Source organism: Pseudomonas sp. W2-17, assembly GCF_041060445.1.
In the GTDB taxonomy this organism is placed as follows: Bacteria; Pseudomonadota; Gammaproteobacteria; order Pseudomonadales; family Pseudomonadaceae; genus Aquipseudomonas.
In genome coordinates this window covers 143546-163765 of record NZ_JAUFNS010000001.1, presented here as the reverse complement: position 1 = coordinate 163765, position 20220 = coordinate 143546, and the positions used below count along the sequence as shown (strand labels likewise).

Here is a 20220-nt window from a genome sequence, read left to right as displayed (position 1 = left end):
ATCCGTGGGTGGTTGGGTTCAGCATGTCCAGGCAACACATCATTATCATCGGCGGAGGCGTCATCGGCCTCCTGACCGCCTTCAACCTCGCCTCCAAAGTCCGAAGCGTAACGCTGCTCGATCGCTCTGAAGTCGGCCAGGAATCCTCATGGGCCGGCGGCGGCATCGTGTCGCCGCTCTACCCATGGCGCTATAGCCCGGCGGTAACGGCACTCTCGCACTGGTCCCAAGATTTTTACCCACAGCTCGCCGAGCGCTTGCTGGCAATGACCGGCATCGATCCGCAAGTGCACAAGACCGGCCTTTACTGGCTGGACCTCGACGACGAAGCAGAGGCGCTCGAGTGGGCTGCGCGTATGAATCGTCCGCTGACCTCAGTGGACATTTCTGCGGTCTACGATGCCGTGCCGGTCATGGGCGGCGGTTATTCGAGAGCGGTGCACATGGCCGACGTCGCCAACGTGCGCAACCCGCGCCTGGTCAAGTCGCTCAAAGCGGCACTGCTGGCGCTGCCCAATGTGGTGATTCGCGAGCACTGCCAGGTCATCGACTTTGTGCGCGAAGGTGATCGCGTGCTGGGCGTTACGACGGAGGAGGGCGATGTGCTCGGCGACAGCGTGGTGCTGGCGGCGGGTGCGTGGAGCGGCGATCTGCTCGGCAAACTTGGCCTTGCGCTGCCCGTTGAGCCGGTCAAAGGGCAGATGATTCTCTACAAGTGCGCCGCCGACTTTCTCCCGAGCATGATCCTCGCCAAGGGCCGTTACGCCATCCCTCGGCGCGACGGGCATATCCTCATCGGCAGCACGCTCGAACACGAAGGTTTTGATAAGACACCCACTGAAAATGCTCTGGAAAGCCTGAAAGCCTCGGCGATCGAACTAATCCCCGCGCTGGCGGACGCGCAGGTGGTCGGGCACTGGGCAGGGCTGCGGCCGGGATCGCCGGATGGCATTCCTTTCATCGGTCCGGTGCCAAATCATCAAGGCTTGTGGCTCAACTGCGGCCACTACCGCAACGGCCTAGTGCTGGCGCCGGCTTCGTGTCAGTTGCTGACGGATTTGCTGGTGGGGGAAAGGCCGATTATTGATGCGGCGCCTTATGCGCCAGAGGGGAGACTGAAACCATGAGCGGCCATCTCCGACGCCAGTAGGCCTCGAAGTGCTTCGGTACTCGTGAGTAGCTCCGCGAGCAGCGCGTCATCGATATCCATGTAGCCTTCGTATTCAGCGAGGTTTCTGCGCTCGTGGCAAAGCGCAAAGAGCCTTACCCGCACTTTATCCAGATTCAGCGTGTGTGGAAGGCACTGAAACAGGAGATAGCGGCGGTCTGACCGGTATCCTTTCAGGCGCATTGCCGCCAGCGCCAGTGCGTGTGCAGCGTTATAGGCCAGATCAAAACGGCTGGCGTATGAAAGCGCGGAATTATGAGCGTCCAACAGCCTATCAAGCGCCGAGCGGACCAGTCCGATACATTCGTTCTTGTCAGCAGGCTCGGCTTTCAATCCGCCGGTACGTACCAAGTTCGCCAAAGGCTCGTTGCCCATTCCGTGGGTTCTCCCTAATCGCTTCCGATGATGTCGATCTTTTCCTGCTCTGCCACTCGGGTCACAAAGCTGTTGCCGGTGGCGAGCTTCGCTTTCCAGTCCGACGGCGTGTAGAGCGTCGGGTTGATGGGTCTGCCCAGCATCTCTTCGAGCGGGATCATACGCTCCATCACTTCGCTGTAGCTGACGCCTTCACCGATCAGCATCAGATCTATGTCGCTGGATGTGTTTGCGGTCCCTTTCGCAACCGAGCCGTAAATAAACGCTCGCTGAATCTGGTCTGCGAAAGGCAACAACTCCACTCGGAGGTGATCGGCGATGCCGAATGTTTTGCGCACAAGGCCAACCAGTTCGGGGTACACCGGACTTTCAGGATTCGCCTGATAATGGATTTGGTTGCCTTGGCGGGTTGCGGTCAGCAAACCTGCTGAGTGCAATTTCTCCAGCTCACGAGTTGTGCTGCCTTTGCCGACCTGGGCCCAGCGACTGATTTCGTTGGTATAGAAACTCCGCTCCGGATTGCCGAAGAGCAGGCCCAGCACTCGTTGCTGAGTCGTGGTGAAGAGCGCATCGCCGATGTTCATAGGGATTTGTCTGGATAAGTCCCAAAAAGGGAACGATAGGTCCCTTTTTGGGACTTATCAAGCGTACGTCGTCGAATCCATCACTCCAGCCCTAACTTCTTCAACCGATAACGCATGGACCTGAAGGTCAAATTCAAACGCTGCGCGGCCGCCGTGCGATTCCAGCGGGTTTCTTCCAGCGCTTGCAGGATGAGCTTGCGCTCGATGCTTTCCAGATAGTCTTCCAGGTTATCGATGTCGGCCAGGCTCGGGCCATCCTGCTCGGTGGGGCGTGACGGCTCGGCCAGGCGCAGGTCTGCGGTGTTGATCTGATCGTCTTCGCACAGCGTGTATGCCCGCTCAAGCATGTTTTCCAGCTCGCGCACGTTGCCGGGAAAACGATAGCCCTTGAGCGCCGCCAGCGCGTGGGGCGGGAGGAGGGTGGCAGGCTCGCCGGCGGATTCAGTCAGGCGACGCAGCACGCTGTTGGCGATCTCTTCGATGTCTTCGCGGCGCTCGCGCAAGGGCGGTACGCGGAGCTCGATGACGTTCAGCCTGTAGTACAAATCCTGCCGGAAACGCCCGGCGGCCACTTCCTGATTGAGGTCCTTGTGGGTGGCGCACAGCACGCGAACGTCCACGACTTGCTCCTGCTGGCCACCGATGGCGCGAACGGATTTTTCCTGGATCGCGCGGAGCAGTTTCACTTGCATCGCCAGCGGCAGATCCGCCACTTCATCGAGAAACAGCGTCCCGCCATTGGCGACCTGAAACAGCCCGGGTTTGTCTTCGTGGGCCCCGGTAAAGCTGCCTTTGCGATGTCCGAAGAATTCGCTTTCCATGAGCTCTGACGGGATTGCGCCACAGTTGACTGGCACGAACGGCTGCTCGGCACGCGGGCCTTGCTCATGAATCAACCGGGCCACCAGTTCTTTGCCGCTGCCCGATTCGCCGCTGATGTAAATCGGCGCCTGGCTGCGGGCCAGTTTGGCGATTTGCTTGCGCAGCGCCTGCATCGGTGGCGAGCTGCCGAGCAGGCGGTTATCGATGCGGTTGTCTTCAGCAGGCGCAATACGCAGGCGCAGAGCGCTCGTCACAAGCTCACGCAATCGCGTCAGGTCGACCGGTTTGGTCAGAAAGTCGAACGCGCCGGCTTTCAGGGCATGGATCGCTGTGTCGAGGCTGCCGTGGGCGGTGATCATCGCCACCGGCACCTGGTTGTGGCGCTTTTGAATGTGCTGCACCAGCTCCAGGCCATTGCCATCGGGCAGGCGCATGTCGGTCAGGCACAGGTCGAACGCTTCGCGGGCCAGCCACTCTTGGGCTTCCTTGACGTTTCGCGCGCTGCGGGTGTCTAGCTTCATCCGTCCGAGCGTGATTTCCAGCAACTCACGAATGTCCGGCTCATCGTCGACGATCAGAATTTTTTGCCGTGGGCTCATGTTCAGCTCAGTTTGAACGGATGGGCGAAGGTAATTCGCATGCAGCTTGCGCCACCTTCCCGTGGTGTGTAATTGAGGCTCGCCTGATTGCTTTCGCACAGTTCGCGCGACAGGTACAGGCCCAGGCCGGTTCCTTTGCTTTCGGTGGTGAAGAAGGGCTCGAAGATTTTCGCGAGATGCTCCTCGGCAACGCCCGGCCCGTCGTCGAGAACTTCCAGCGTCGGCAGTTCGCTGAACGGTGCTTGAAACAACCTTAGCCAAACTTGCGCGTGTTCGTGCAGCTGGCCGCTGTAGCGCAAACCGTTTTGCACCAGATTGCTCATCACCTGCTGTAACTGTTCCGCGTCCATCTGCGTACTGAGCACGCCTGCGCCGATGTCCAGATGCACGCTTTGATCCGCCGTCAGCTCATCGCGAAGTTCGCGGACGAAGGCCTCGAGCCACTGCTTGAGATCGAGCAGATGGGGTTCGGTCTGACGTCGACGGGACAACTGCAGAACGTTCTCGATCACCAGATTCATCCGCCGCGATTGATCGTGAATGATCTGACTGAGACGCCGGTCCGGAACGGTCAGTTCCTCGGATTCCAGCAGCAGTTGGGCGGCATGACTGATGGCGCCCAGCGGGTTGCGGATCTCGTGGGCGATACCGGCGGTCAGTCTGCCCAGCGCGGCCAGTTTGAGCTGCTGGGCCTGTTGGGAAATCTGCGACAGGTCATCGAGAAATACCAGCGTGTGGCGATGACTGCCGCGCGTCAGGGCGATGAACCCCGGACGCAGCACCGGGCCGATGGCCGAAGTGGTGATGCTGCGCGGTGCCATGGACGGGTTGGCCATCCACTGACCCAGGCGCTCGACCAACTGCGGCGAATAGGCGTCGACGATCTCGCCCAGCAAGCGTTCGTGGCCCAGCAGATTCAGCGCGCTCTGGTTGGCGAGCAGCACCTTGTGATCTTCGTCGAGCACCAAAATGCCGGTCCGCATGCGCTGCAAAATCAATGCGTTGAGCTCTTCAAGGTTGTCGACGTCAGCGGCGCGACGTTCGGCGATGTCTTCGCTGAGCTGCAGGCGGCGCGCTAGGGCCTGGACCAGCAGGGCCGCCGCAAAGCACAGGGCACCCAGCGAGCCGGCCTGCACGAAATGATTGGCGGCAGAGGGCTTGTGATAGCTGATGTAGAACGTCAGGTAAATGATACCGATGGCTGACAGCGCGGCAATCAGCAGCCCGGTTCGTTTGCGCAGCAGCACATTGCTGATCGCCACCGACGCAATGATCAGGTTGCCAATGCCGCTCGGCGCGCCGCCCCCGGCATAGAACAGCGCCGCCAGCATCAGCGTGTCGGCCATGGCCAGAGAGAACAGTTGCCCCTGGCGGCTTGGACGTTCGAGCAGCACCACGACGAGGATGTTGAACACCAGATACAGCCAGCAGCCGATCCGGAACAGCTCCATATCGGCCAGCTCCAGCAGTTCGGCATCCAGGCTGCTGGAGATCAACAGCACCAGCAGCACGCCAATGCTCAGACGATAGAGGTGATACAGCCGCAGGATGCGTTGGGCCTGAGGTGTCGTCAGCGAAAGGCTGTCAGCGGTCACGTGCAGCGGGGCCCTGCAAACGGTGCGCTTCGGTGCAATACCATTTCTGGTCCTGATTTAGCGCGCGATCTTGAGGGACATGCACGCCACATTGCGCGCAACGCACCATGGGCGCAGCGTCGAGTTCCGGCGTTGCGGGTTTCGGGCGTGGGGCAGAGCCTTTGGTCAGGCGTTTGAAAAACCAGATGGCCGCCACGATCAGGGCGATCCACATAATCAAGCGAATCATGTCTGTCAGCTTATGAAGTGAAGAGCGCGCAGTGTAGCCAAGCGGGTGTCGGGCGCACAGTCATCTCCATCGCCGGATGCTGTCGGAAAACGGTCGGGCATGAAAAAAGGCCCCGAAGGGCCTTTTTCAGCTGACGCTTGGCAGGGACCGAATCAGTCGAACAGGCCAAAGGTCATGTAGCTGAAGATCGAGCGGCTTTTCGGCGTGCCGTCGTCGTCATTGTTTTTCTTCTCTTCGTCAGCCGACTGGTTCTCAGGCAACAGGTCGGCAGGGATGGCTTCCTTGGCGTCCTGATACTGCTTGATCACGTCCTGGTTGGCGCGGGTTTGTCCTGGCGGCAGCGGCGGACGGCTTTCGATCAGGCCCAGCGTCGCCTTGGACAGCCACGAGCGGTTGTCGGCTTCTGCCGTGCGCGCTTCGAACTTGCCGTCGACCAGTTGCGGGTGATCTGGATAGTTAGTTTTCAGGACTTGCAGGCTGGTGTCCGCCAGGTCGTCCAGGTGCAGACGCTGATAGGCCTCGACCATGACCGCCAGGCCGTCACCGACCGATGGGGTTTCCTGGAAGTTCTCAACCACGTAACGACCGCGGTTGGCTGCTGCGACGTAGGCCTGACGGGTCAGGTAGTAGTCGGCAACGTGAATCTCGTAGGCCGCCAGCAGGTTGCGCAGGTAAATCATGCGCTGCTTGGCGTCAGGGGCGTAGCGGCTGTTCGGGTAGCGGCTGGTCAGCTGGGCGAACTCGTTGTACGAATCGCGAGCGGCGCCCGGGTCACGCTTGGTCTGATCCAGCGGCAGGAAACGGGCGATGATGCCGACGTCCTGGTCGAAAGAGGTCAGGCCCTTGAGGTAATAGGCGTAGTCGACGTTCGGGTGTTGCGGGTGCAGACGAATGAAACGCTCTGCCGCCGACTTGGCAGCTTCGGGCTCGCCATTCTTGTAGTTGGCGTAGATCAGCTCGAGTTGCGCCTGGTCAGCGTAGCGACCGAACGGATAACGCGACTCCAGCGCCTTGAGCTTCTCGGTGGCGCTGTTATAGCTGTTGTTGTCCAGATCGGCCTGCGCCTGCTGGTACAGCTCGACTTCACTGAGGTTTTCGTCGATGACTTCTTTCTTCGAAGAACAGGCAACAGTAAGTCCGAGGATGGCTATCAGCAGCAGGTGTTTCACTTGCATGGCGGCTTGCGTCCCTATAACGGTCTGCTGTCTTGCGCAGGACCGTCCTGTTATGATGGGCGCCCCGTGGAACCCCCGGGACAAAAGACGCCGTATTTAACCACAAGCGCACAGCCGAAACCAAAGGCCCGTGCCACCTCCTAGTTTGAGCATGTCTGAGATCATAGAACTCCGCGCAGAGGTGCCGTCCGAAATGGGCGGTCAACGCCTCGACCAAGTCGCCGCCCAACTATTCGCAGAGCACTCGCGCTCGCGCCTTTCCGCCTGGATCAAAGACGGTCGCCTGACTGTGGACGGAGGCGCGTTGCGCCCGCGTGACATCGTGCATGGCGGCGCCGTTCTGCTCCTCAAAGCCGAGCAGGAAGCCCAGGGCGAGTGGATCGCGCAGGACATCGAGCTCGACATCGTCTACGAAGACGACCAGATCCTGGTGATCAACAAGCCGTCCGGTCTGGTTGTGCATCCGGCAGCGGGTCACGCTGACGGCACCCTGCTCAACGCCTTGCTGCACCATGTGCCGGACATCATCAATGTACCGCGTGCCGGCATCGTGCACCGCCTGGACAAGGACACCACTGGCCTGATGGTGGTCGCCAAGACCATTCAGGCGCAGACGCAACTGGTCACCCAGCTGCAGAATCGCAGCGTCAGCCGCATCTATGAGTGCATCGTCATCGGCGTGGTGACCTCGGGTGGCAAGATCAACGCACCGATCGGTCGTCATGGTCAGCAGCGTCAGCGCATGGCGGTCATGGAAGGCGGCAAGCCTGCCGTCAGCCATTACCGGGTTCTGGAGCGTTTCCGTTCGCACACCCACGTGCGGGTGAAGCTGGAAACCGGGCGTACCCACCAGATCCGTGTGCACATGGCCCACATCAACTTCCCGCTGGTCGGCGACCCTGCCTACGGCGGTCGTTTCCGGATCCCGCCTGCGGCCAGTGTCACCATGGTCGAATCGCTGAAACATTTCCCGCGTCAGGCGCTGCATGCGCGTTTCCTTGAACTGGATCATCCGACGACCGGTAAGCGCATGAGCTGGGAATCACCGCTGCCAGACGACTTTGTCTGGTTGCTGACGCTGCTCAAGCAAGACCGCGAAGCGTTCATTGGATGACTGAGGGCGTGACGGACTGGCTGATTCCCGACTGGCCTGCGCCGGCGGGTGTCAAAGCGTGCGTCACGACGCGATCGGGCGGAGTCAGCGCGGCGCCGTTCGACAGCTTCAATGTGGGCGATCACGTTGACGACGATCCGGCAGCCGTTGCGCACAACCGTTCCGCACTGACCTCGCGCCTGGATATCCAGCCTGCATGGTTGAAGCAGGTTCATGGCGTCAACGTGGTCGAGGCCGCGCCGGCAGATGTGCCTCAGGCTGATGCCAGTTGGAGCAGAGCGGCGGGCGTGGCGTGCACCATCATGACGGCCGATTGCCTGCCGGCACTGTTCTGCAACAAAGCGGGCACTCAGGTCGCCGCTGCCCATGCGGGCTGGCGCGGTCTGGCGGCGGGCGTGCTTGAGGCGACGGTGGACAGTTTTGCCGATGCGCCGTCCGACATTCTGGTCTGGCTCGGCCCTGCCATCGGGCCGCAGGCATTTGAAGTGGGTCCGGAAGTGCGCGATGCCTTTATGGCGACGCACCCCGAGACGGCCGATGCGTTCGTGCCGAGCGCCAACGCAGGCAAGTTCATGGCCGATATCTACCAGTTGGCTCGCCTGCGTCTGGCCGCCCACGGCGTGACAGCGGTGTATGGCGGAGGTCTCTCGACCTACAACGATGAGCGATTCTTCTCCTATCGCCGCGGCGCACGCACCGGACGGTTCGCGTCGCTTGTCTGGCTCGAAGCCCGGTAGCCTCCGCCGCGCTCCGCACTAATTCCCTCTGAATGCCCTCCTTCAAGCTAATGTTGATCCATGTCAACCCGTCAGCGCTTGAATCCTGCCTAATCGGCCGCATGTAAAGAGCCATCTGGCAGGTTTTCTTTATTAGGTGTGTTCATTACTCCGGCCTGCCCATATAGGAAGGTGACCCATGCGTATTGACCGTTTAACCAGCAAATTACAACTCGCTCTCTCGGATTCTCAATCACTGGCGGTGGGCCTGGACCATCCGGCCATTGAGCCTGCGCACCTGATGCAGGCGCTGCTTGAACAGCAGGGCGGTTCGATCAAGCCTTTGCTGCTGCAAGTGGGCTTCGACATCAACAGCCTTCGCACTGCGCTGACTAAAGAGCTCGACCAACTGCCGAAGATCCAGAACCCGACTGGCGACGTGAACATGTCGCAGGATCTGGCGCGCCTGTTAAATCAGGCCGATCGTCTGGCTCAGCAAAAAGGCGATCAGTTCATCTCCAGCGAACTGGTGTTACTCGCCGCGATGGACGAGAACAGCAAGCTCGGCAAGCTACTGCTCGGCCAGGGTGTCAGCAAGAAAGCCCTGGAAAACGCCATCAGCAACCTGCGTGGCGGTGATGCTGTCAACGACCCTAACGCGGAAGAATCCCGTCAGGCGCTGGACAAGTACACCGTCGACCTGACCAAGCGCGCCGAGGAAGGCAAGCTTGACCCGGTGATTGGCCGCGACGATGAGATCCGTCGGACCATTCAGGTGCTGCAGCGTCGGACCAAGAACAACCCGGTGCTGATCGGTGAGCCTGGCGTGGGTAAAACCGCCATCGCTGAAGGCCTTGCCCAGCGCATCATCAACGGCGAGGTGCCGGACGGCCTGCGTGGCAAGCGTCTGCTGTCGCTGGACATGGGCGCGCTGATCGCGGGTGCGAAGTTCCGTGGCGAGTTCGAAGAGCGCCTGAAAGGCCTGCTCAATGAACTGTCGAAGCAGGAAGGGCAGATCATTCTGTTCATCGACGAACTGCACACCATGGTCGGTGCCGGCAAGGCCGAAGGCTCGATGGACGCCGGCAATATGCTCAAGCCGGCGCTGGCCCGTGGCGAGCTGCATTGCGTGGGCGCCACGACGCTCAACGAGTACCGCCAATATATAGAGAAGGACGCCGCTCTTGAGCGTCGCTTCCAGAAAGTGCTGGTGGATGAACCGAGTGAAGAGGACACCATCGCCATCCTGCGCGGTTTGAAAGAGCGCTATGAGGTTCACCACAAGGTGGCGATCACCGACGGTGCAATCATCGCGGCAGCCAAACTCAGCCATCGCTACATCACCGATCGGCAGCTGCCGGACAAAGCCATCGACCTGATCGACGAAGCGGCCAGCCGCATTCGCATGGAGATCGACTCCAAGCCGGAAGTGCTCGACCGTCTGGAGCGTCGTCTGATCCAGTTGAAGGTAGAAGCGCAGGCGCTCAAGAAGGAAGACGACGAGGCTGCGATCAAGCGTCTGGAAAAACTCCAGGAAGAGATTCAGCGCCTTGAGCGGGAATACGCCGACCTCGAAGAAATCTGGACTTCCGAAAAGGCGGAAGTGACCGGTTCTGCGCAGATTCAGCAAAAGATCGAGCAGTCTCGCCAGGAACTGGAAGCAGCGCGGCGTAAGGGCGACCTCAACCGCATGGCTGAATTGCAGTACGGCGTGATTCCCGATCTGGAACGCAGCCTGCAGATGGTCGACCAGCACGGCAAGCCGGAGAACCAGCTGCTGCGCAGCAAAGTGACCGAGGAAGAGATTGCCGAGGTCGTGTCCAAGTGGACCGGCATTCCTGTGTCGAAGATGCTTGAAGGCGAGCGTGACAAGCTGCTGAAAATGGAAGAGCTGCTGCACCAGCGCGTGATCGGCCAGAACGAAGCGGTCGTCGCGGTGGCCAACGCGGTGCGCCGGTCGCGTGCCGGGCTGTCGGACCCTAACCGCCCGAGCGGCTCGTTCATGTTCCTCGGCCCAACCGGCGTGGGTAAGACCGAGCTGTGCAAGGCGCTGGCGGAATTCCTGTTCGACACCGAAGAGGCGATGGTGCGGATCGACATGTCCGAGTTCATGGAGAAACATTCCGTGGCTCGACTGATCGGCGCGCCACCAGGCTATGTTGGTTACGAAGAGGGCGGCTATCTGACCGAAGCGGTACGCCGCAAGCCTTACTCGGTCATCCTGCTGGACGAAGTCGAGAAAGCACACCCGGACGTCTTCAACGTCCTGCTGCAAGTGCTCGAAGACGGGCGTCTGACCGACAGTCACGGGCGTACGGTGGATTTCCGTAATACCGTGATCGTCATGACCTCCAACCTGGGCTCGGCTCGCATTCAGGAGCTGGTGGGCGATCGGGAAGGGCAGCGCGCGGCGGTCATGGATGCGCTCACCACGCACTTCCGTCCGGAGTTCATCAACCGGGTCGACGAAGTGGTGATCTTCGAACCGCTGGCTCGCGACCAGATCGCCGGCATCACCGAGATCCAGTTGGGCCGTCTGCGTCAGCGTCTGGCGGAGCGCGATCTGCGCCTGGAGCTGTCCACCGAGGCGATGGACAAGCTGATCGCCGTCGGCTACGACCCAGTGTACGGCGCGCGTCCGCTCAAACGAGCGATCCAGCGCTGGATCGAAAACCCGCTGGCTCAGTTGATCCTGTCGGGTGGCTTCATGCCCGGCACCAGCATCAGAGGTACGGTGCAGGACGACGAGATCGTCTTCGGCTGATCCGCGCCTCTATATAGAGGCGCAAAAGGGCTCTCCTGGTGGGAGCCCTTTTTTATGCGCCGTGATTTATTCACTGAACCGCAGATTTTCGGGGGCTTGAGGACGATCCGCAAAAAAATCGCAAATCATTGTCTTGAAAGCAATTTAGAGGGTTGACAGGTGTTTCTGGAAATGTAGAATAGCGCGCCTCAGAGACGTGAACGCAGCGATGCAAACAGGTCGAAGAGGCTGAAAATGCGGTAGGTTCAGTGAGGTAAATGCCAGATTCGTCTGGTGAATATTTACTGAATTTGTTGTGTTGAAGCACGTCAAACGCTGCATCTGAAATTGATAGATTTGAAAAGATCGTTCCGTGATAGCTCAGTCGGTAGAGCAAATGACTGTTAATCATTGGGTCCCAGGTTCGAGTCCTGGTCACGGAGCCAATTTCAAGAGGTAGTACCGTCGGGGTATAGCGCAGTCCGGTAGCGCGCCTGCTTTGGGAGCAGGATGTCAGGAGTTCGAATCCCCTTACCCCGACCATTATTTGGGTCGTTAGCTCAGTTGGTAGAGCAGTTGGCTTTTAACCAATTGGTCGTAGGTTCGAATCCCACACGACCCACCATTTTTGACCTGGCTTCATCGGGTTGGATCTTAGGGAGTGACGCCATTCGCGTCACCCGCTCTGAAAATACCTTAGGGTGTTTTCAATGTTTCAACGGGGTATAGCGCAGTCCGGTAGCGCGCCTGCTTTGGGAGCAGGATGTCAGGAGTTCGAATCCCCTTACCCCGACCATTTTTGCCCCAGCTGTATCCGGGCAGAAAATACCGCTTAAGCGCCACTCGCGCTGAAGCTACAAAAAAGCGTCCTTCGGGACGCTTTTTTCGTTTCTGGTATTTACTGAGCCTTGGGCGGGTTAGCCCAGTAAGCCTCGATCTGGTTTTTCAGGTCATCGGGGATCGGTGCGAAGTCCAGCGAGCGTGCGTGTTCCTGCCCGCTCTCCAGCGTCCAGCGGAAGAAATCCTGAACAGTCTTCTGCCGGTCAGCGTCTTTGGGTTGCTTGTACATGACGATGAACGTCGCGGCGGTAATCGGATAAGCGTTTTCCCCCGGCGCGTCGAGCATCGACAGGTCAAAATCCTTCGCGTTTTTCCAGTCTGCTGTGGCCGCTGCCGCCTGAAAGCTTTCGGTGCTCGGCGTCACGAACGTGCCGGCAGCGTTCTGCAACAGCCCATAATTCAACTTCTGCTGTTTGACGTAGGCGTACTCGACGTAGCCGATCGAGTTCGGCACCTGCTTCACGTACGTCGCAACGCCCTCGCTGCCTTTGCTGCCCATGCCCACCGGCCACTTCACCGAAGACCCCGCACCGAGCTGACTCTTCCATTGCGGACTGACCTTCGCCAGGTAACTGACCCAATTAAACGTGGTGCCGGAATCATCCGAGCGATACACCACGCTGATGTTTGCGTCAGGCAATTTCACGCCCGGGTTCAAGGCGGCGAGGGCCGGGTCATTCCATTTGCTGATTTTGCCCCGGTAGATGTCGGCCAGCACCGGGCCTGTGAATTTCAGCGTGCCCGGTTTGACTGAGGCGACGTTGATGACCGGGACGATGCCGCCGATCACCGAAGGAAACTGCTGCAGGCCCAGCGCTTGAAGGTCAGCCGAACTCATCGGCCGGTCAGTCGCCCCGAAATCCACAGCGCCTTCCTTGATCAGTGCAATGCCCGCGCCGGAGCCGACGTACTGGTAATTGACCTTGATCTGAGTCTTCTGGTTGTAATCGGTGGCCCACTTGTACAGCACCGGATAAATGAACGTGGAGCCGGCGCCGGTGACCTCGGACGCTGCGCCTGCCGTGGCGGCCATGGATAGATTGATCGCGATGCCAAGGCCTGCGGCCAGCATCAGTCGGGAGAGCTGCAACATGGATGACTTCCTGTAATCAAGCGACATCGGGGTGAGATGCGTTGATGGGATCACAGCAAGCAGCACGTTTTTATGACAAGGCGTGACAGAATTTCTTCGTCGGCAGGTTGATCAATCGCGACGGCCAAGCCCGTTATTAACACGTCGCTCCCGGTGCGGATTCATGAGGCCCGGTATAGACTTCAGGCAGTCTTTTCAGGATCGGCCGTAATATGAAGTCGCCAACTCCTCCATTCGAGCAACAGCGACTTGAAGCGCTGCATCTTCTCGAAGTACTCGACACGCCGCCCGAGGTCGCGCTAGACCGGATCACTCGTCTGGTGGCGCAAGTGCTGAACGTGCCGATTGCTCTGATATCGCTGGTGGATCAGGACCGTCAGTGGTTCAAGTCCCGAGTAGGGCTTGAAGCGACAGAGTTGCCGCGGGAGGTCGCGTTCTGTGCGCACGCCATCCTTGAGGCCACCGAGCTTGTGGTGCCCGATGCCGCCGAAGACGCGCGTTTCTGCGACAACCAAATGGTCACAGGCGATCCCCATATCCGTTTTTATGCTGGCGTACCCATACGCACCAGCCAGGGCTTTGCCGTGGGCACGCTTTGCGCCATTGACGCGCAGCCCAGAATCCTCACCCCAGACGAGCTGTCCATCCTCCACGACCTGGCCGAGATCGTCAGCCGGGAAATGCAGCTGCGGGAAAACCTGATGCTGACGCGGATTCAGAAGAATCGCTCCGAGGCGTTGTTTCAGGCCAGTGAGGCGGGCTATCGATCGATGTTCGAGCTGGCGTCGGTAGGCATTGCGCTGGTCGCGCCGGATGGTGGCTGGATCAGCGTCAACGCCGCGCTGTGCGATGTCCTTGGCTACGCGCCCGATGAGCTCAAGCACCTGACGTTTCAGGACATCACCCACCCCGACGATCTGGGCAGCGATCTTGAGATGTTGCATCAGCTGAGCGTCGGTGAAATCAACAGCTACCAGATGGAAAAGCGTTACCTGCGCAAAGACGGCAGAGCGGTTTGGGTCAATCTGAGCGTTACGAAGAAGCTGTCCGAAGCAGGAGAGCTGGAATATTTCATTTCGATCATCCAGAACATTCAGGCGCGCAAGGAGCTAGAGCAGGAGGCCCGACATGACTCCCTGACCGGTCTGCACAATCGCCGCGCGCTGGACTCGCTGTTGCCTATCGCTCAGGCGCGGGCGGATCGCTCCAGATTGCAAATGGCGCTGATGTTCATTGACCTGGATGGATTCAAAGTCATCAACGACAGTTACGGGCACGATGCCGGTGATGATCTGCTGCGCGCTATTGCCACACGTTTGCAGAGCTGCATCCGCAGGACCGACAGCTTGGTGCGGCTGGCCGGTGACGAATTCATCGTGATTCTCGAAGGCATCACGCCGGGTGTGGAAGAAGCGCGCGAGGTGGCCCAGAAACTCCTCGTCGCGATTGCACAGCCCCTCACGATCAAAGGCGATGTCATTTGCAGCAACGCCAGCATCGGCTTTTCCATGTACGAACCCGGCTCCGGGAAGGCACCGGATGAACTCATGCGCGAAGCCGACCGCTGGATGTACAAGGCCAAGCATCTGGGCAAAGGGCGGGTGATGCCGTAACGGGCGCGCACTCTCGCGCCTGCCCGGTAAGGCGGGTGTCTGGAATGAGGGAGGGATGAGGCCCGCCGCATTGGTGCGGCGGGCCTTGAGGACCAGCCTTAGTGCAGCTTCATCCGTGGCTCGGTGCCGCGACCGATTCGGCTGCCCAACATGAGCATCAGCGTGCGGAACATGCCGTACAGCGCCATCTGGTGCATGCGGTACAGCGAGACGTAGAACATCCGCGCCAGCCAGCCTTCGAGCATGACGCTACCGGTCAGGTTGCCCATCAGATTGCCGACCGCCGAGAACTTCGACAGCGAAATCAGCGAGCCGTAGTCCTTGTAGCGATACTCCGGCAGCGTGCCGCCCTCGATGCGCAGCTTCAGCGATTTCACCAGCAACGATGCCTGCTGGTGCGCCGCTTGGGCGCGGGGCGGGACGTTGCGGTCGGTGCCTTTCTGCGGGCAGGCCGCGCAATCACCGAAGGCGAAGATATTGTCGTCGCGGCTGGTCTGCAGCGTCGGACGCACTTGCAGCTGGTTGATGCGATTGGTCTCCAGGCCAGCGATGCCCTCCAGAAATGCCGGCGCGCGGATGCCCGCCGCCCAGACCTTCAGCGTTGCAGGAATCACCTGACCGGTCGCAGTGACCAGACTGTCAGCCGTCACCTCGCTGACCGCCGAATTGGTCAGCACCGTGACGCCCAGTTTTTCCAGCGTCTTGTGCACCGGTCCGCCAATACGTTCCGGCAGGGCAGGCAAGACGCGCGGGCCCGCCTCGATCACCGTGATGCGCAGATTTTCCGGCTTGATCTGGCCCAGCCCGTAGGCCGCCAGTTCGTGGGCCGCGTTGTGCAGTTCCGCAGCCAGCTCGACACCCGTGGCCCCGGCACCGACGATGGCGACGTTGATCTCCTCGGCCACATCCGTCTGGCTCGCGTGGGCGCGCAGATAACGATTGAGCAATTGCTGGTGGAAGCGCTCGGCCTGCTTGCGCGTGTCAAGGAACAGGCAGTGTTCTGCCGCGCCTTTGGTGCCGAAATCATTGGTCGTACTGCCCACGGCAATCACCAGTGAGTCGTAATCCAGGCTGCGCGCCGGGACCAGCTCATTGCCGTTTTCGTCGAGGATCTCGGCCAGGTGGATCTGCTTGTTCTCCCGATCCAGGCCGGTCATGCGACCCATCTGGAACTGAAAGTGGTTCCACTTGGCTTGTGCCACGTAATTCAGCTCGTCCTCATAAGAGTTGAGCGAACCGGCGGCCACCTCATGCAGCAGCGGTTTCCAGATGTGGGTCAGGTTGGCGTCGACCAGCGTGACGCTGGCGGTGCCTTTCTTGCCCAGGGTTTTACCCAGGCGGGTAGCCAGCTCCAGACCGCCAGCGCCTCCGCCGACAATCACAATACGATGGGTCATGGGGATATCTCATAAGGCTTAAGGAATTCTGTGTCAGCGCAATCCGCGCGAGCGCAAGGCAGCTCATAGCGTCAGATGGCTCTGTAAATGGCTCAAAAAGGGCCCGGTCCGAGCACCCCTACAAGGAGCCGCCAACGCCAAAAAGGCCGGCGCTCGGCTTGGGCGGGGGGCTCGAATGTACGTTTCGACACGCGCGGTGTCGGCAGGTTTCAGGCGGCTGATCATTTGACCTTATTTATCAATACTGACCCGGATCAGGAAACGGCGCTGTTGGCTGCGTTAAAGTTCTGGACGTTCGTTTCGATGGGCTCGATACACAAAACATCATCCAGACGCACGATGCCGCTTTGTATCACCCGCGCGGTGATTCCGCCATGGCCGCGAACGGCCTGGAAGATGCCATGGCCGAGACGCTGCTCAAGGCGCGCGCAGGGTTGGCACCAGCCGGTGGTTTCGAAGATCGCCTGACCGATGCGGAAGCGTCGGCTTTTCAGGCTGAACAGGTTGATGCCGCTGATCACGATGTTGCGTCGCAGATCCTGTGGCAACACCGGGTTGTCCTCGGCCCGGCCCATCAGCGAGCTGACCACGGCGAAATGCTCCCACTGGATCAGCGTCACCTGTCGGGCATTGCGCGGCCCCGGGCGGGCGTGATCGCCCGTCAGGCCTGCTTCGCGGCGGGCTTCCACGGCGTCCAGTTCAACCATCTCGCCACGGGATTCCGGGCGCACGCCGATCCAGCGTACGCGGCCGCGCTGGGGTACATCGGCGATCAATTCCTGCAACGGACTCATAAACTGATTCCCACATCAAAAACCACGCTGCGGCCCAGATTGGTCCGCAGGAAATCCGGGGCATCCGGATGGGCGAACAATACCCGGGCGAAGGTCGGCCCGACCAGCGAGAGTGATCGCCAGCCCTGACGCAAGTACTCGGTAGGCGGAGGAAAGTGGCTGTTCAGGTCGAGCACCTCGCGCTTAAGGCTGGCGAAAGCAATGATGTCCAACTCGCCCAGATCCAGCCCGCGCTCTTTGTAGTTGTGAGCCTTTTTTCGCAGGGTTGGCGCCAGGCGCCGCAGCAATTCGGCAGCGGGGATGCGTTTGGGTTTGGCTTCGCGCCGCACCAGCTGGCTGAGGGAAAACGCGCTGCGTCGGCGTTGCAGTTCTTCGCGCCATTCATCGTTCAACCGACGGCCTTCGTCCAGAACAAAGAACACTTCAAAACATGCGTCGCGAAACAGTACGTCCGGCGGCTCTTGCCCGGCAGGCAGGAAGTCGTCGGTGCGATGGGGAATGTTCAGGCCCTGCAGCAACCGTTCGCATACCCAACGCTCGCGCTCCCACTTGCGCGCATTGGACAGAAACGCATTGGCTTGCTCGGCCTGGCTCGTCAGAAGACGCAGATAGTCGGAGTCATCCATGGCGCCAAGCTTAACGCTCTGGAGGGGAGAAGAAACACTGGGGCCGAGATAAAGTTGGGCGGGCCAGCGGTTGTCTTCTCAAGGATCCACTCGGCGCGGGAACAAGGGGCTGCGCGCTACAAATCCCGCTGCTTTCTGAACTGCCCCGGCGGCATGCCGTGGGCGTGGCGGAAGCGCCGCGAGAAGTAGGCCTCGTCGGCAAACCCACACAACCTCGCCACTTCCCCCACTGGCTTGCTGCCGTTGAGCAACAACGTGCGCGCCAGATGCATGCGCCGTTCCAGCACCAGCTCGCTGAAGGTCTTGCCGACCTCCTTGCGCAGCCAGTGGGTCAGGTAGTTGGGCGACAGAAACGCGGCCGAGGCAGCTTTTTTCAGGCTCAAGTCCGGGTCGTCGAGGTTTTTGCGCACGTACTCCGACATCCGCGCCAGTGCGTCGCGGCGGCTGCGCTCGGAGGCGTTGTCATCGGCCAGCAACTTGATCGGCTCGGCGTACAGCTGGCAGACCGTGCCGATCAGTTGCAGGAGGCACCCTTTGAGCACCTCCCGCGTGCCGAACTGCCGGTTGGCGTCCAGCTCACGCATGCGGCCCAATAACTGCTCGATCTCGGCAAAGTCAGCGGCACCCAAGGTGAAATCCAGATGCTCCTGAAATCGAAACGGCGACAGCTCCGGGGCGAGGGCGATGGCCACGTCTTCGAGGTCCAGCGGGTCGCATTGCAGCTGGGGCAGCAGGAAGGTCTGGGCAAAGTTGATCAGCAGAAAATTGCCCTCCGGCGGATGCGGGATCAGATGCAACTTGTGCGGCAGGATGAACGCCAGCGTGTTGCGCGGGAAGGGCCGCACCACGCCGCCAATGTGCTGCACGGTGTCGCCGCCGAGGTTGATCTGAATCTGAAAATACTCGTGCCGATGGGGCGCGGTCTCCGGTTTGCCCTCGGTTTTGCCGCGGATGTAAAAGTCCGGCCGCTCACTGCGCTGCTGCATTCCGTAGGTGGGTACGCGATTGACGGAATCCATCGAGTGCTCCTCGTCTTGTGTTTCTTATTGTCGGTCGTCGTATGACTAAATCCAAAACTTTCATCAGGGAAGTGGCGAGTCGATTTGTCCAAGAATGTGTTTACCGCTCACGTTCTATAGACCGCTCTGGCACAGGCATTTGCGCCTGGACTTAGTTGCCATTCGCTGTTTTAGCACGCCCGTAGTTTTTTGGACAATTCATTACGGGCCTCTTTTGAAATCCAAAAACGTTCTAAGCATCGTCTTGTTTAAAACCGGTCGTACGATAACTTGGGGGTGCACGTCATCACTCGATACCAATAAAAACAATGAGGAATTCTCATGTCGAGCAACCCTGATATTCAGGCGATGGATGCCGTCGTGGCCGCTCCTGCCACTGCCGCTCCCGCCCGACCTATGACCCACCGTCGCTGGTTCATGCTGTCGCTGTTGCTGATCGCCACGATCATCAACTACGTCGACCGCGTCAACATCTCCATCGCTGCGCCTTTCATGGCCAAAGACCTCGGTCTGGACAAGGTCGAGATGGGCCTGATCTTCTCCGCTTTCGCCTGGACCTACGCCTTCGCCCTGGTGCCCGCCGGCTTCATCGCCGACCGATTCGGCTCGCGCTTTACCTACGGCGCGTCACTGATTTCGTGGTCGGCGGTCACGGTGTGCCAAGGCATGGTCGGCGGTTTCGCTTCACTGTTCGGTTTGCGTCTGGCCATCGGCGCGATGGAGGCCCCGGCGTTCCCGGCCAACAGCCGCGCGGTCACGGTCTGGTTTCCGGCGCGGGAGCGGGGCATGGCCAGCAGCATCTACGTGTGCGGCCAGTATCTGGGCACGGCGCTGTTCACCGGCTTGTTGCTGTGGCTCGCGACGACCTATGACTGGCGCCACGTGTTTTACAGTACCGGAATTATTGGCATCGTTTTCGGGATGGCCTGGCTGTACTTGTACCGCGATCCAATGAACTGCAAGAAGGTCAGCAAGGAAGAGCTGGCCTACATCGAAGACGGCGGCGGCCTGGTCAAAAGCAGTCAGGAGCGAAACACATTCAAGTGGGCGCAAATCGCCGAGCTGCTGAAATACCGTCAGGTCTGGGCCATCTGCCTGGGCAAGTTCGCCAGCACCTCGGCGCTGTACTTTTTCCTGACGTGGTTCCCGACCTATCTGATTGAAGAGCGGCATTTGACCATGGTCAAAGTCGGCATCTTCGCGGTGCTGCCGTTCATTGGTGCCACCGTCGGCGTACTGCTGGCAGGGTTTATCGCCGACTGGATGATTCGTCGCGGCTACTCGCTGTCCTTCTCTCGCAAGCTGCCACTGGTGGTGGGTTCGGCGCTGGGCATGTCGATCATGCTGGTCAACTTCACCGACTCCAATGAAGTCTGCATCGCGCTGCTCACAATTGCCTTTTTCGCACAGGGCATCGCGTCATCCTCTTGGGCGGCCGTGTCGGAAATCGCACCCAAGGAGCTGATCGGTCTGACCGGGGGCATCACCAGCCTGGCGGCCAATATCGGCGGCATCGTCACACCGATTGTCATCGGGCAGATCCTGCACGTCACCGGCAACTTCGCCTGGGCGTTCTGGTTCATCGGCGGGGTCGCGTGTATCGGCACGCTGTCTTATTCACTGTTGCTCGGCCGCATTTATCGCATCGAGCTCAAGGCCCGGTAACCGCTCAAGAATGTGTGTGTGAACTTATGCCGTACCGGGCAGAGGCGTATGCA

Annotated in this window: 17 protein-coding genes and 4 tRNA genes; 10 read left to right on the top strand and 11 right to left on the bottom strand. The window is 60.0% G+C overall.

Annotated elements, in window-relative coordinates:
* Positions 1 to 23 precede the first annotated feature (23 nt).
* Positions 24 to 1127, top strand: a complete 1104-nt coding sequence (thiO, locus tag QWI20_RS00840) for a glycine oxidase ThiO (RefSeq protein ID WP_369303736.1) — start codon at positions 24 to 26, stop codon at positions 1125 to 1127.
* On the opposite strand, the gene QWI20_RS00835 is transcribed toward thiO, so the two are convergent.
* From QWI20_RS00835 to QWI20_RS00810, 6 genes are all read right to left on the bottom strand, one after another.
* Positions 1097 to 1543 carry a hypothetical protein gene (locus QWI20_RS00835; RefSeq protein WP_369303735.1) on the bottom strand — a complete coding sequence of 149 codons (447 nt, stop codon included), beginning with the start codon at positions 1541 to 1543 and terminating at the stop codon, positions 1097 to 1099. The two genes, thiO and QWI20_RS00835, sit on opposite strands and share 31 nt — an antisense overlap.
* Positions 1544 to 1557: 14 nt before the next feature.
* Positions 1558 to 2127: a nucleotidyltransferase domain-containing protein gene (locus QWI20_RS00830; RefSeq protein WP_369303734.1), complete on the bottom strand. Its 570-nt coding sequence runs from the start codon at positions 2125 to 2127 to the stop codon at positions 1558 to 1560.
* Positions 2128 to 2207: 80 nt separating this feature from the next.
* Complete coding sequence (locus QWI20_RS00825) at positions 2208 to 3548, bottom strand: sigma-54 dependent transcriptional regulator (RefSeq protein WP_192173380.1); 1341 nt, start codon at positions 3546 to 3548, stop codon at positions 2208 to 2210.
* A gap of 2 nt (positions 3549 to 3550) precedes the next feature.
* Entirely contained in the window at positions 3551 to 5143 is a 1593-nt protein-coding gene (locus QWI20_RS00820; protein ID WP_369303733.1) for a PAS domain-containing sensor histidine kinase, read from the bottom strand.
* On the bottom strand, positions 5133 to 5372 hold the full coding sequence (locus tag QWI20_RS00815) for a PP0621 family protein (RefSeq protein ID WP_369303732.1): 240 nt from the start codon (positions 5370 to 5372) through the stop codon (positions 5133 to 5135). The genes QWI20_RS00820 and QWI20_RS00815 overlap by 11 nt, the downstream gene beginning before the upstream one ends.
* A gap of 152 nt (positions 5373 to 5524) precedes the next feature.
* Positions 5525 to 6547, bottom strand: a complete 1023-nt coding sequence (locus tag QWI20_RS00810) for an outer membrane protein assembly factor BamD (protein WP_192173378.1) — start codon at positions 6545 to 6547, stop codon at positions 5525 to 5527.
* A gap of 151 nt (positions 6548 to 6698) precedes the next feature.
* Between QWI20_RS00810 and rluD the strand changes: the two genes are divergently transcribed.
* The 7 genes from rluD (at position 6699) to QWI20_RS00775 (ending at position 11916) form a co-directional block, all read left to right on the top strand.
* Positions 6699 to 7661 carry a 23S rRNA pseudouridine(1911/1915/1917) synthase RluD gene (gene rluD, locus QWI20_RS00805; RefSeq protein ID WP_369303731.1) on the top strand — a complete coding sequence of 321 codons (963 nt, stop codon included), beginning with the start codon at positions 6699 to 6701 and terminating at the stop codon, positions 7659 to 7661.
* A gap of 8 nt (positions 7662 to 7669) precedes the next feature.
* A complete protein-coding gene (gene pgeF, locus QWI20_RS00800; protein WP_369303993.1) occupies positions 7670 to 8398 on the top strand; it encodes a peptidoglycan editing factor PgeF in 729 nt (242 codons plus the stop codon).
* A gap of 178 nt (positions 8399 to 8576) precedes the next feature.
* The gene (gene clpB / locus QWI20_RS00795) at positions 8577 to 11141 is read left to right on the top strand and encodes an ATP-dependent chaperone ClpB (protein ID WP_282367068.1); all 2565 of its coding nucleotides are present in this window, start codon (positions 8577 to 8579) and stop codon (positions 11139 to 11141) included.
* A 349-nt stretch (positions 11142 to 11490) separates the two neighbouring features.
* Positions 11491 to 11566, top strand: a tRNA-Asn gene (locus QWI20_RS00790).
* A 20-nt stretch (positions 11567 to 11586) separates the two neighbouring features.
* Positions 11587 to 11663, top strand: a tRNA-Pro gene (locus tag QWI20_RS00785).
* Between the two features lie 6 nt (positions 11664 to 11669).
* A tRNA-Lys gene (locus QWI20_RS00780) sits at positions 11670 to 11745 on the top strand.
* A gap of 94 nt (positions 11746 to 11839) precedes the next feature.
* Positions 11840 to 11916: transfer RNA gene (locus QWI20_RS00775), tRNA-Pro, on the top strand.
* Positions 11917 to 12018: 102 nt separating this feature from the next.
* Here QWI20_RS00775 and pstS read toward each other — a convergent pair.
* Positions 12019 to 13053: a phosphate ABC transporter substrate-binding protein PstS gene (gene pstS, locus QWI20_RS00770; protein ID WP_369303730.1), complete on the bottom strand. Its 1035-nt coding sequence runs from the start codon at positions 13051 to 13053 to the stop codon at positions 12019 to 12021.
* Positions 13054 to 13265: 212 nt separating this feature from the next.
* Here pstS and QWI20_RS00765 point away from each other — a divergent pair, with 212 nt between their 5' ends.
* Positions 13266 to 14666: a diguanylate cyclase gene (locus tag QWI20_RS00765; RefSeq protein WP_369303729.1), complete on the top strand. Its 1401-nt coding sequence runs from the start codon at positions 13266 to 13268 to the stop codon at positions 14664 to 14666.
* Positions 14667 to 14764: 98 nt separating this feature from the next.
* On the opposite strand, the gene QWI20_RS00760 is transcribed toward QWI20_RS00765, so the two are convergent.
* The 4 genes from QWI20_RS00760 to QWI20_RS00745 form a co-directional block, all read right to left on the bottom strand.
* Positions 14765 to 16063 (bottom strand): NAD(P)/FAD-dependent oxidoreductase, encoded by a 1299-nt coding sequence (locus QWI20_RS00760; RefSeq protein WP_369303728.1) that lies wholly within the window; start codon positions 16061 to 16063, stop codon positions 14765 to 14767.
* 254 nt (positions 16064 to 16317) lie between these two features.
* Positions 16318 to 16857 (bottom strand): MOSC domain-containing protein, encoded by a 540-nt coding sequence (locus tag QWI20_RS00755; RefSeq protein WP_369303726.1) that lies wholly within the window; start codon positions 16855 to 16857, stop codon positions 16318 to 16320.
* Positions 16854 to 17483, bottom strand: a complete 630-nt coding sequence (locus QWI20_RS00750; protein WP_074888345.1) for a DUF1780 domain-containing protein — start codon at positions 17481 to 17483, stop codon at positions 16854 to 16856. Before QWI20_RS00750 ends, QWI20_RS00755 begins: the two co-directional genes overlap by 4 nt.
* 116 nt (positions 17484 to 17599) lie before the next feature.
* Positions 17600 to 18502: a helix-turn-helix transcriptional regulator gene (locus QWI20_RS00745; RefSeq protein WP_369303725.1), complete on the bottom strand. Its 903-nt coding sequence runs from the start codon at positions 18500 to 18502 to the stop codon at positions 17600 to 17602.
* Between the two features lie 348 nt (positions 18503 to 18850).
* Here QWI20_RS00745 and QWI20_RS00740 point away from each other — a divergent pair, with 348 nt between their 5' ends.
* Entirely contained in the window at positions 18851 to 20167 is a 1317-nt protein-coding gene (locus tag QWI20_RS00740) for an MFS transporter (protein ID WP_369303992.1), read from the top strand.
* Positions 20168 to 20220 lie beyond the last annotated feature (53 nt).